Raw genomic sequence first — 11,596 nt, forward strand, 5'->3', positions numbered from 1 at the left:
GGAATGGTGATCGGGTCGTCGGGCAGCACCGGCGGCTGGGGCACCGGAGGGTAGGTCAGCGACGGGTCCACCGGCGTGTCCGAAGCCGGAGCGTCCGCTGCCGGCGGCGGCGTCGGCGACCGCGGGGTCAGCGTCGGGGCCACCAGCGCCGCGGCTGCGACGACCAGGGCCAACGCGCCGACCGCCACGAGCGGGCGACGAGCCACCGAACGTCCGGGTCGGACCGCGGCGCCCACCTCAGCGGACGCCGGGGCGGTGCCGACCGTGGGCAGGGCCACCGTCGAAGCGAACATGCTGGCCGCCGCCGCGGCGGGGAGCGTCTGCTCGCGCAGCGCCGCGGCGACCTGGTGGGCGCTGGGGCGTTCCTGCGGTTCCCGGGCCAGGCAGCGCAGACAGGTGTGCGCCACCTCCGGGGGGAGCCCCGGCACGCCGTCCAGTGAGGGCAGCCGCTGATCCTGCAGCGCGGCGGCCAACTCCTCCCAGGTGTCCGCCGGGTACGGCACCTGCCCGGTCAGGGTTTCGTAGAGCAGCACACCCAGCGAGTAGACGTCAGTGGCCGGCTGGGCCGGTGCCCCGTCCAACCGTTCCGGTGCCACGTACGCCGGGGTGCCGAAGGTGCCGCCGTCCTCGTCCTCGTCCGGTGCGCCGACCTGGGTGGCGATGCCGAAGTCGAGCACCTTTGCGCCGACCTTGGTCATCATCACGTTGGCCGGGGTGATGTCCCGGTGCACAATGCCCAACCGGTGCGCGGCGGCGAGCGCCTCGGCCACCTGGATGCCCACCTCCACCGCCATCTGCCAGGGCAGCGGGCCCTCGCTGAGCCGGTCCTCCAGCTCCTCCCCTTCGAGCAGCTCCATCACCACGAACGAGGTGATCTGGCCGTCCGGGGCGAGCGTCTCGCCGTAGTCGTGCACCGAGGTGACGTGCGGGTGGACCAGTTGGGCGGCGGAGCGGGCCTCCTCGCGCACCATGTCCCGGAAGCGGGCGTTCGCGGCCAGCGAGGGAGCGAGCACCTTGACCGCCACCGCGCGGTTGAGGACCTCGTCGCGGGCCCGCCAGATGACCGACATGCCGCCGGCCCCGATCTGGTCGAGGAGTCGGTACCGGCGGGCCAGCAACCGGCCGGGTTGCAGCGCTGCCATCAGTGATCGCACCTGCCTCGGGATGGGGGCGGTACCAGGTTGCGGGAAGGTGTCCCCCCTGTCAACGGCCGTCCGCTTTTTCGGTGACCCGCTGCGCCCAGTGGTTCGCCCACTGCGACGGGCAGCGGCTGCGACGGGTGGGCGGCGGACGCGTGCCAGGATGAACGGCATGGGTGGTGGTCCGGTGGCGTTCGTGCTCGGCGGCGGGGGAGTGCTCGGCGCGGTCGAGGTGGGCATGCTGCGCGCCCTGTTCCGTGCCCGGATCCGTCCCGACGTCGTGTTGGGCACCTCCATCGGCGCGGTCAACGGCGCGCTGGTCGCCGCCGAGCCGTCCGAGGCCGTCACCGACCGGCTGGTCCGCCTCTGGGCCTCGCCGGAGGCCAGCGAGGTGTACGGCGACTCGGTGGCCCGGCAGTTGCGCCGCTTCGCCGCCCGTACCCACCTGCACTCGCCCCGGCCGCTGCGCAAGTTGCTGGAGAGCGAGCTGGGCGCGGAGACCACCTTCGCCGACCTGAAGGTGCCGTTCCGTTGCTGCGCCGCCAGCATCGAGCGGGCCGCCGAGCACTGGTTCCATTCCGGGCCCGTGGTGCCGGCCGTGCTCGCGTCCGCGTCGGTGCCGGGGTTGCTGCCCCCGATCCGGATCGACGACCAGCACTACGTCGACGGTGGGATCGTCAACTCCATCCCGATCGGGGAGGCCGTGGCGGTCGGCGCCCAGCGGATCTTCGTCCTGCAGGTGGGGCGGATCGAACGGGAGCTGACCCCTCCCCGGCGGCCCTGGGAGATCGCGCAGGTCGCCTTCGAGATCGCCCGGCGGCACCGGTTCGCCCGGGAGTTGGCGGCGCTGCCCGACGGGGTGGAGGTGCACGTGCTGCCGACCGGTGGGCTGGAGCCCCGGGACGACAGCCCGTGGGCGTACCGGGACCTGGCGGCCGTGGGGCGGCGGATCAGTCGCGCGTACACCGCCTCCCGGCACTACCTGGCCAGCCTGGAGCGTTGATGCCGCTGCCGCCGAGGTGGATCCGCCGGCTGGTGCTGGCCCCCGGCGTGGTGCTGCTCGCGGTGCTGATGGTCACCACGGTGCCGGTCTGGGCTCTGCTCGGCCTGGCGGTCTCGCCGTTCGTCCCCGGCCGGCTGCGTCCGCTGCGGCTGCTCTGGATCGGCGCCGTGTATCTGGTCTGGGACGCGGCGGCGCTGGTCGCGCTCTTCGTGCTCTGGCTGGCCTCCGGGTTCGGGCTGCGGAAACGCTCGCCGGCCCTCCAGCGCGCCCACTACCTGCTCGCCGGTTGTTTCCTGCGGGTGCTGTTCTGGCAGGCCCGGTGGACACTGCGGCTGCGCATCGACGTGGTCGGCACCGACCCGGACACTGCCCTGCCCGGCCGCCCCGAGCTGGTGGTCTGCCGGCACGCCGGCCCCGGTGACTCGTTCATCCTGATCCACGCCCTGGTCAACTGGTTCCACCGCGAGCCGCGGATCGTGCTCAAGGCGAGCCTGCAGTGGGATCCGGCAATCGACGTGCTGCTCAACCGGCTGCCGAACCGGTTCATCGCACCCGGGCCGGACGGCCGTGACTCGGTGGTCCGACAGGTCGGCCACCTCGCCACCGGCCTGGACGACGACGACGCCTTCGTGATCTTCCCGGAGGGCGGCAACTTCACCCCCCACCGCCGGCTTCGGGCGATCGCCCGGCTGCGCGCGCTCGGCCTGGAGAAGATGGCGCTGCGTGCCGAAGAGTTGCAGCACGTCCTCGCCCCGCAGCCGGGTGGGCTGCTCGCCGCCCTGGACGCCGCTCCGACCGCCGGTGTCGTCTTCGTGGCGCACACCGGGCTGGACCGGATGCTCACCGTCGCCGACGTGTGGCGGGAACTGCCGATGGACAAGCGGATCGTGATGCGTTTCTGGTCCGTGCCGCCGGAGGAGATCCCCGCCGGCCGGCAGGAACGCATCGACTGGCTCTACGACTGGTGGGGCCGGATCGACGCCTGGATCGCCACCACCCGCGACGGCGTCACCTAGGGTGCGCTGGTGGAGCAGATCTGTGTGGTGACGACGGTGGTGGACGCGCGTGCGGCGGCCGACGGGCTGGCGGCCGCCGCGGTCGCCGACCGGTTGGCCGCCTGCGCCCAGGTCGGTGGCCAGGTCGACAGCACCTACTGGTGGCGTGCCGCGACGGAGACCAGCACCGAGTGGTCGGTGCAGTTCAAGACGACCCCCGAGCGGGTGGCCGCGCTGGTCGACCGGATCCGTGCCGGGCACCCGTACGAGGTGCCGGAGATCCTGGTGAGCCGGGTGGAGTGCGGCGACCCGGCGTACGCGGCCTGGGTCCGCGAGAACACCACGGTCTAGGTACGCGCACTCTGTCGGTCACCCCGCCCGGCCGCCGAGGATGACCGGGTGCAGAACACCGTGTACCCCTGCCCGGCGTGCGGCGCGTCCGCCGATCTCGCCCGTGGGTGCGCCGGCTGCGGCCGGCCGCCGTGCCCGCCGGCCGCCGAGGTGATCCGGTTGGACCGGGAGTTGGCCGTGCTCGCCGCGGAGGTGGCGCAGGCGCGTGCCGCGTACCAGGAGGTGTCGGACCGGTTCGAGACGGCGCGGCGGCGGCGGACGGAGCTGGCGGCGCAGGTGCGTGCGGAGGTCGCGCGGACCGCTCCACCGGTGGGGCCGGCGGTCGGCGGGGGGCCGACCGTCCCGGTTCCGCCCCGGATGCCGGTGACGGTCCCCGGGCGGCCCGAGACGTCCACCCGGACGGTGCAGGGTGTGCTGTTCGTCCTCGGTGGGTTGCTGCTCGGCACCGCCGCGGTGGTCTTCACCGCGGTCGCCTGGGCGACGGTCGGGGTCGCCGGTCGGGCCGTGATTCTGGCCGCCGTCACCGTCCTGGCGCTGGCCGTGCCGCTGGTCGCGGCCCGGCGAGGGCTGCGCGGCACCGCGGAGACCTTCGCCGCGGTGGGCCTGCTGCTGGTGGTCCTCGACGGGTACGCCGCCTGGGCGGTCGATCTGTTCGGCGTGGCCGCCTGGCCGGGTGCCCGGTACGCCGCGCTGGTCGGGGGGGCCAGCGCGGCGGTCGCCGCCGGGTACGCCCGGCTCAGCGGGCTGACCGGGCCCTGGTTCGCGGCGCTGCTGGTGGCGCAGCCGGTGCTGCCGTTGGCCGCCGCCGGGGCCCGGCCGGGGGCCGCCGGGTGGACCCTGGTCCTGCTCGCGGTGGCGTTGCTCGACCTGGCGGTGGCGGTCGCCCTGGGTCGCCGGCGCCCGGGCGTTGCCGCCGGGCCGGCCCCGGCTGCGACGGGGGTGGCCGGGGAGAACGCAGACTCCGCGGCCGGGGCGCGGATCGGGGGTCCGGCGGCCGGCGGGGGACCGGTCGCCGGGCCGCGCCTGGCCGGCCCGGTGCGGGCCGGCCAGGCGCTGGCCTGGCTCGGATCCGGCATCGCCATGCTGCTGGCCGCCGGTTGCGCGCTCGTCCCGTTGGCCTGGGGGCGGGCCGCCGGCCAGCCGCTGCTCGCCGGGGTGCCGCTGCTGCTGGTGGCGCTCGTCGCGTGCGTCGCGGCGACGGCCTCGGGACAGCGAGGGCTGCGGGCGGTGGCCACGGGCCTGCTGGTGCCGGTGCTGGCCGCCGCGCTGCTGCGCCCGGTCGCCGAACTGCGTCCGGGTCTGATGCTGGTGGCGGCGGCCCTGGTGGCCGCCGGGCTGGCCGGGACGGTCCGGGCGTTGCCGACGGCACGGCGGTCCGGTGCCCGGGTCGGCGCGCTGCTGGTCGCCGGTGGCGTCGGTCTGGTCGGCCTGCTCACCACCGTGTCGCTCGCCGGCGAGGCGGTGGCCCGCTCCCAGCCGCTGTGGCGGGGCGCGGGGCCGGGGCCGGCGCTGCCCTGGGGCTGGCAGCTTTCGGTCGCCGTCGCACTGGTCGCCGCCGCGTTCCTCCTGCTGCTGCCCCGGGTGGCCGGTCCGGCGGTCGGGCTGGTCGGTGGGGCGCTGGCCGCGCTGGCGTTGCCGGCCGTCACGGCCACGCCGTGGCCGGTGACCGTCGCCGTGGACCTGGCCGCCGGGGTGGCGCTGCTGCTGGCCGTCCTCCGCCCGGCGCGCCGGGTGCCGACCGTGCTGGCCGGGGCGTCCGGCGCCGCCACCCTGGTCGGCCACGGACTGCTGGTGGCCCTGGCGACCCGGGCCGGGACGCTTGCCGCGCTCGGGGTCGTGCTGCCCGCCGGGCTCGCCGCCGCGGCCCTGTCCCGGCGCGGCACCCCGGCGCAGCGCGCCGTCGCCGGGGCCGGGCTGCTCGCCGCCCTGCTCGCCACGCCGATCCTGGCGCTCGTCGCGCTCGCCACCGCCGAGACGACGCCGGTGTGGCAGGTACGCGGCGCGTCGGCAGCCGCCGCGCTGACGCTCCTCGCGGTCGTCGCGGTCCGCCGCCACCGACCGGACCTCGACGGGTACGCCTCGACCGCGTCGGCGCTGGCCCTCGGCGGGTGCGCCCTGGCTCCGCTGGCCGTACCGGCCGAACCGCTGGCCCCGTATCCGGCGCTGGCCGCGTTGCTGCTGGTCGCCGTCGGTCGGCCTGCCCCGGCCGCGGTGGTGGGTCGGGTGGTCGCCGTCACGCTGACCGTGCTCGCCGGTCTGGCCGTACTGCCACCCGTCGTGGCGGCGGTCCTCCTTCCGTACGGCCAACCGGTGCGGCCCTGGTCCGGCGTACCCGAGGCGGAGCCGGTCGGTGGCGGATGGGCCGCGCTGTTCACCCTGCTGGTGTTGGCGGGAGTCGCCCTGCTGCCCGCTGTCCGGGCGGGCGTCGGCCGGGCCACCCTGGTGCTGGTGGGCTTCCCGTTCGTGGCGGCGGCGTTGCCGGTGTTGCTGGTGACGGCGGGTACGCCCTGGCCGGCGGCGCCGGCCGTGGTGCTGCTCACCGGCCTGGCCGCCCTGCTGGTCCCCGCTCTCGTTGCTCCCGGTGCGGGCGGAGCCCGGCGGGACCTCCTGCTCGGCCTGGTCGTGGTGCCGGTCGGTCTGCTGTGGTCCCTCGCCGGGCTGGCCGGGCTGTTCGCCACCCCGGCGGGCACGCTCACCGGGTTGGCGCTGACCGTGGTCGCCGCCGCCGTGGTGGCCGCCGCCGCGCGACGGCCGCAGGTGCAGGTGCTGGGCGGGGTGGCGGCGGTCGCCGCCGCCACCGGGTTCGCCGTCACCGCGCCGCTCGCCGCCGGGCTGCCGCTGCGTACCGCCGGGTTCACCGTGCTCGCGGTGGCCGCGTCGGTGCTGTTCCTCGCGCCGGTGCTGGGTCGGCGGGCGGCCCTGGCCGGCGAGGCGCTGGAGGCCGCCGCCCAGGCGGTCGCACTGGTGGCGCTGCTGCTCACCAGCGGCGGGTACCGGCACGCGGCGGTGGTGTGCGTGCTGTGGGGCGTCGCGGTGGGGCTGCGCGTGTTGCGGCGCGGCGAGTCCCCCGCCCGACGTTGGGTGTTCGCGGGCATCGCCGGGGCCAGTGAACTGCTCGGCGTCTGGCTGCTGCTGTTGGCCGGCGGGGTGGTGCTGCTGGAGGCGTACACCCTGCCGGCGGCCGGCCTGGCGCTCGGCGCGGGGCTGGTGGCGCTGCGTACCCGCGCGGGGTTGACCAGTTGGCTGGCGCTCGGCCCCGGGCTTGCCGCCGGGCTGGTGCCGGGTCTGGTGTCGGTGCTGGTCGCCCCGGAGCCGCAGCCGTGGCGGCGGCTGGGGATCGGGCTCGCCGCGCTGGGTGTGGTCCTGGCCGGGGCGACCCGACGCTGGCAGGCGCCGGTGGTGCTGGGCGGGGCCACGCTCGCCCTGCTCGCCCTGCGCGAACTGGCCCGCGGCTTGGATGTGCTGCCCCGGTGGATTTTTCTGGCGGCCGGTGGCCTGGCGTTGATCGCGCTGGCCGCCACGTACGAGCGCCGCCGCCGTGACCTGGCCCGGCTGCGTACGGTGGTCAGCCGGATGAGCTGAGCTGGATGTGGGGTGTCGCCGGTGGTGGCGGGCGGCGTGCCGGGAGCCGATGACGGTCCCGGTAGGGTCGGGGTATGGCAGACCTGCTCACCGCCGAGGCGGTGCGAAAAGAGTTGGGCGGGCTGACGGAGTGGTCGGGCGACCCGACCGGGATCAGCCGCACCGTGCAGCTGGGCAGCTTTCCCGACGCGATCGCCGTGGTCGACCGGGTGGCGGTGGTCGCCGAGCGGCTCGACCACCACCCCGACATCGACATCCGGTGGCGGACCCTGACCTTCCACTGCGTGACTCACTCGGCGGGCGGGGTGACCCGTCGTGACGTGGAGTTGGCACGACAGATCGACGACATCGTCCGGAGCGTTCGATGAGATTCGAGATCAGCAAGGTGCTGGACGCCATCGAGGGCCGGGTCTGCACCGACCCGTCGCTGGCCCGGGCGGTGCTGGACCTGGCCGAGGTGATCCGTTACCAGGACCTCGACGGTGGCCGGCCGGCCAGCCTGCTGCGGCTGGGCATGGTCATCGACACGCTTGCCCGGCAGTTGGAGGAGGACAGCGTTCCGGTCTACGCGGTGGTGCACCGGGCACTGCTCTCCGACGCCGACCTCACCTCCAACGAGCGCATGGTGGTCCGCCGCTGGGCCGACGACGGGCTGGTCGAGGTGCTCGACAACCCGGGCGACCGGATGCTGGAGGTGGCCGACCTGCTCGGCCTGCCGGTGCTCAGCCGGGTCCGGTTCGACGGTCTGCGCGGGCGGTTCCCCTGGGTGGTGGAGCAGCCGGGCCGGGTACTCGCGCCGGTGCCCGACGCGGGCGGACCGAAGCTCGTGGCCCACGTCGGCGGTGGCCCGAAGCCAATGGCCGGGGACCGTTCGTCGACGGGTGTGAAGCTGCTGGCCCGGCAGTGGCGCTGCCCGGAGCCGGGCTGCGCGCTCTTCGGCGGCGGGGGCGGCGGTGCCTTCGCCGACCTGGCCCGGGTGGAAGGCGCTCCCGCGGGTCAGCCGCCACCGTCGTTGCGCAACGGCGTGCCGACCTGCCCGCGGCACGGTGCCCGGCTCTCCGACGCCGGCCCACGTCCGCGCAGCGAGGTGCTCGCGGTACGCATCGGCGGGCTGATCCGTCGACGTTTCGTGCTCACCGAGGAGCAGCCGGTGCTGGTCGGCCGGGCCCCGGAGGGCACCGGCGCGGTCATGCTCGGTCAGTGGCTGAACGACGAGGCGCGGCGCTGGATCAGCCGTAGCCACATCCGGCTGGAACTGCGCGTCGGTGAGGTCATCGTGACCGACGTGAGCACCAACGGCTCGGGTATCCGCCCCAACGGCTCGTTGGTCGAGTCGGAGCGGGTCCCGCTCGCGCCGAAGCAGTCCCGGGTGCTCGCCGGGGCCGACATGGTCGAGCTCTACCCCGGCGTGCAGATCGGTCGGGCCGAGGCGCTGCCCAGCGGTGCTTCGTTCACCCCCACCTCGGTCATGGCCGAGGCACCCACCATGGCCATGCGCCTGCCCCGCCCCTGACCCCACCGCCCGGCCGGGCCGGCCCCTCGGCCCGGGCCGCCGACAGACACGGTTTGCGGCCTGATGGCGGTGTCCAGGCATCTGGACACCGCCATCAGCGCCAAGCGGTGATGACCTTGATCTGCCGGTCTGGACGGTGGCCTTGGTCAGCCGGCCAGCACGGCGGCGAGCTGGGCCACCGCGTGGTCGATCTCCTCGGCGGTGATCACCAATGGCGGGGCGAGGCGGATGGTCGAGCCGTGGGTGTCCTTGGCCAGGACGCCCCGCTCCATCAGCCGCTCGCAGGCATCCCGGCCGCTCATCAGCGTCGGCTCGATGTCCACCCCGGCCCAGAGACCACGACCCCGGACGGCGACCACGCCCTTGCCGATCAGCGCGGCCAGGCCGGTCCGCAGCCGCTCACCCAGCTCGGCGGAGCGGCGCTGGAACTCGCCGGTGGCCAGCAGGCGCACCACCTCGGTGGCGACCGCGCAGGCCAGCGGGTTGCCCCCGAAGGTGGAGCCGTGCTGGCCCGGCTTCAGCACTCCCAGCACGTCCGCGTCCGCGGCCACCGCGGAGACCGGCACGATCCCCCCGCCGAGCGCCTTGCCCAGCAGGTACATGTCCGGCACGACGCCCTCGTGCTCGCAGGCGAAGGTGACGCCGGTGCGGCCCAGCCCGGACTGGATCTCGTCGGCGACGAACAGCACGTTGCGCTCGGTACAGACCCGGCGTACGCCCGGCAGGTAGCCCTCCGGGGGCACCACCACACCCTGCTCACCCTGGATCGGCTCCAGCAGCACCGCGACGGTGTTCTCGTCGATCGCCGCCTCCAGCGCGACCAGGTCGCCGTACGGGACGACGGTGAAGCCCGGGGTGTACGGCCCGAAGTCGGCGCGGGCGTCGGCGTCGGTGGAGAAGCTGACGATGGTGGTCGTACGGCCGTGGAAGTTGCCCTCGGCGACCACGATGGTGGCCTGGTCCGGAGCGACGCCCTTGACCTGGTAGCCCCACTTGCGGGCCACCTTGATGCCGGTCTCGACCGCCTCGGCGCCGGTGTTCATCGGCAGGACGAGGTCCTTGCCGCAGAGCGCGGCCAGCTCCCGGCAGAAGTCGGCGAACTGGTCGTGGATGAACGCCCGGCTGGTGAGGGTCAACCGGTCGAGCTGCTCGTGCGCGGCGCGGATCAGTCTCGGATGCCGGTGACCGAAGTTCAGCGCCGAGTAGCCGGCCAGGCAGTCGAGGTAGCGACGACCGTCCACGTCGGTCAGCCAGGCGCCCTCGGCGGAGGAGATCACCACCGGCAGCGGGTGGTAGTTGTGCGCGGTGTGCCGCTCCGCGTCCCGTACCGCGGCGGGGGTTCGCAGCATGTCCTCGATCACTTGCTCGCCCTTCCCTGACGGAGTCGCAACGTGCAGCACTTCGGTCCGCCGCCGGCCTTGCGCAGCTCGGACAGGTCGATCCCGACGGTCTGGTAACCCCGGTCGCGTAGCTGCGCGGCCAGGCCGGTGGCCTGCGCGGGCAGCACCACGTGCCGGCCGTCGCTGACCGCGTTGAGCCCCAGCACCTCGGCGTCGGCCATGGTGGCGTGGACGGCGTCGGGGAAGAGCCGGCGCAACACGGCCTGGCTGCCGGGGGAGAACGCCTCCGGCAGGTACGCCACGGTCCGCTCGTCGAGCACGGTGAGTGCGGTGTCCAGGTGGTAGAAGCGCGGGTCGACCAGTTGCAGGGTGATCACCGGATAGCCGAAGACCTCCTGGAGCTGGGCGTGCGCGGCGTGCGCGGTGCGGAACCCGGTGCCGGCGAGCAGGTGGTCGCCGGCCAGCAGGACGTCGCCCTCGCCCTCGTTGACGTGCTTCGGGTCGGACAACTCGAATCCGGCGGCTTCGAACCAGGCCCGGTACGCGGGGGCCTCGTCGGCGCGCTGCGGGTCGCGGAACTGTACCGCCATCGCCTTGCCGTCGATCACCGTGCCGCCGTTGGCGGCGAAGACCATGTCGGGCAGGCCGGGGACCGGGTCGATCAGTTCGACGGTGTGACCCAGGTCGAGGTAGATCCGGCGAAGCCGTTCCCACTGCCGTACGGCGAGGTCGGCGTCGACCGGTGCGGTCGGGTCCATCCACGGGTTGATTGCGTAGTCGACGGCGAAGTACGTCGGCCGGCACATCAGGAAGCGCTGGCTGGTGGCGTCCATCGTCATGTCCTGCTCCTGGGGCTCGGGCGCGCCCGGCCACCGTGGCCGACGGGCTGGCGCCGTTGGTCAACGGTATGCGGAGCTGTCGACGACATCTACCGTCAAGACTTGCGTACGCCGTCGAATCGTTGCGTCTGACCTTGCTTCGCCGGCGATCCGTTGCAGGAGCGGTGGGGTCAGGTCTGGGCTCGGCGGTGTGCCATGCCCGGTCGTGGCGGGCCACCGGCCGCCGGGCGCCGGCCACGGTGGCGGACGCCGGGCAGTTCGTCGCAGCGGCCCGGGAATGACTTCGGGGGCGGCGAACCGCCGCCCCCGGAAGAGGATGTGCCCGCTGGTGAACCACCAGATTCCTCGGGCGTCGCCGGCACCCCACCGGCATCCGGACAGTGCCCGTCAGACGCGACGGGCAAACTGTGAATCAAGCCACTCGCGGAGCCGCGCCACCTGGTCGCCGTCGGTGGTCGGCCAGGCGAACTGGCCGGTCATCGCGATGATGCCGAGCACCACGGCAGCGAGGCCGACCGACATGCCGATCAGGGCGTCGGTCGTGCCGGCCACGTGCCGGCGGCGGGTGGCGATGAGGCCGAGTACCGACAGGACCGCGCCGACCGCGCCGAGCGCGATGCCGTACCCGGCGAGAGTGCCGGTGAGGACGGCAGCCGCGCCCACGATCGACACGACCAGGCCGAGGGTGGCCAGCAGGCTGGTCCGGGGCTTCGGGTCGGCGACCACCGGCGCCTCGGTCCGGTCCGGCTTTCCGTCCCGGTCCAGGTCGACGGTCCGGTCGGCGGTCGTGGCCGGGGCCGTCGAGGTCGCGGGCGGAGGCGGCAGGGGCCGGCG

Annotated in this window: 9 protein-coding genes and 1 pseudogene; 6 read left to right on the plus strand and 4 right to left on the minus strand. The window is 74.7% G+C overall.

Annotated features, from left to right (window positions below):
- Window positions 1-1,142 (minus strand): serine/threonine-protein kinase (locus tag E1166_RS25850; protein ID WP_132342544.1); only part of this gene is annotated, 1,142 nt, incomplete at its 3' end.
- A 169-nt stretch (window positions 1,143-1,311) separates the two neighbouring features.
- Here E1166_RS25850 and E1166_RS25855 point away from each other — a divergent pair.
- The 6 genes from E1166_RS25855 to E1166_RS25875 all read left to right on the plus strand — a co-directional run bounded on the left by E1166_RS25855 (window position 1,312) and on the right by E1166_RS25875 (window position 8,583).
- Window positions 1,312-2,142: a patatin-like phospholipase family protein gene (locus tag E1166_RS25855; RefSeq protein ID WP_132269600.1), complete on the plus strand. Its 831-nt coding sequence runs from the start codon at window positions 1,312-1,314 to the stop codon at window positions 2,140-2,142.
- Window positions 2,142-3,158 (plus strand): 1-acyl-sn-glycerol-3-phosphate acyltransferase, encoded by a 1,017-nt coding sequence (locus tag E1166_RS25860; protein ID WP_132269602.1) that lies wholly within the window; start codon window positions 2,142-2,144, stop codon window positions 3,156-3,158. The genes E1166_RS25855 and E1166_RS25860 overlap by 1 nt, the downstream gene beginning before the upstream one ends.
- Before the next feature lie 9 nt (window positions 3,159-3,167).
- Window positions 3,168-3,488, plus strand: a complete 321-nt coding sequence (gene cutA, locus E1166_RS25865; RefSeq protein WP_132342545.1) for a divalent-cation tolerance protein CutA — start codon at window positions 3,168-3,170, stop codon at window positions 3,486-3,488.
- Window positions 3,489-3,536: 48 nt separating this feature from the next.
- On the plus strand, window positions 3,537-7,070 hold the full coding sequence (locus E1166_RS25870) for a hypothetical protein (protein WP_132342546.1): 3,534 nt from the start codon (window positions 3,537-3,539) through the stop codon (window positions 7,068-7,070).
- Between the two features lie 74 nt (window positions 7,071-7,144).
- On the plus strand, window positions 7,145-7,438 hold the full coding sequence (locus E1166_RS31625) for a 4a-hydroxytetrahydrobiopterin dehydratase (protein ID WP_207914523.1): 294 nt from the start codon (window positions 7,145-7,147) through the stop codon (window positions 7,436-7,438).
- Window positions 7,435-8,583 (plus strand): FHA domain-containing protein, encoded by a 1,149-nt coding sequence (locus E1166_RS25875; RefSeq protein ID WP_207914525.1) that lies wholly within the window; start codon window positions 7,435-7,437, stop codon window positions 8,581-8,583. Before E1166_RS31625 ends, E1166_RS25875 begins: the two co-directional genes overlap by 4 nt.
- A gap of 146 nt (window positions 8,584-8,729) precedes the next feature.
- Here E1166_RS25875 and rocD read toward each other — a convergent pair whose 3' ends face one another.
- The 3 genes and pseudogenes from rocD to E1166_RS25890 all read right to left on the minus strand — a co-directional run.
- Window positions 8,730-9,944: an ornithine--oxo-acid transaminase gene (gene rocD / locus E1166_RS25880; protein WP_207914527.1), complete on the minus strand. Its 1,215-nt coding sequence runs from the start codon at window positions 9,942-9,944 to the stop codon at window positions 8,730-8,732.
- On the minus strand, window positions 9,941-10,756 hold the full coding sequence (gene ddaH, locus E1166_RS25885; protein ID WP_207914529.1) for a dimethylargininase: 816 nt from the start codon (window positions 10,754-10,756) through the stop codon (window positions 9,941-9,943). Before ddaH ends, rocD begins: the two co-directional genes overlap by 4 nt.
- Before the next feature lie 393 nt (window positions 10,757-11,149).
- A pseudogene (locus E1166_RS25890) lies at window positions 11,150-11,596 on the minus strand (thrombospondin); the annotation flags it as partial.

The sequence above is a fragment of the Micromonospora sp. KC213 genome (assembly GCF_004348325.1).
Lineage (GTDB): Bacteria > Actinomycetota > Actinomycetes > Mycobacteriales > Micromonosporaceae > Micromonospora.

Bases quoted from the DNA above. Each gene is read 5' to 3' on its own strand.
- E1166_RS25855 (WP_132269600.1), top strand. From the start codon at position 1,312: ATGGGTGGTGGTCCGGTGGCGTTCGTGCTCGGCGGCGGGGGAGTGCTC.
- E1166_RS25860 (WP_132269602.1), top strand. From the start codon at position 2,142: ATGCCGCTGCCGCCGAGGTGGATCCGCCGGCTGGTGCTGGCCCCCGGC.
- E1166_RS31625 (WP_207914523.1), top strand. From the start codon at position 7,145: ATGGCAGACCTGCTCACCGCCGAGGCGGTGCGAAAAGAGTTGGGCGGG.
- E1166_RS25875 (WP_207914525.1), top strand. From the start codon at position 7,435: ATGAGATTCGAGATCAGCAAGGTGCTGGACGCCATCGAGGGCCGGGTC.
- ddaH (WP_207914529.1), bottom strand. From the start codon at position 10,756: ATGGACGCCACCAGCCAGCGCTTCCTGATGTGCCGGCCGACGTACTTC.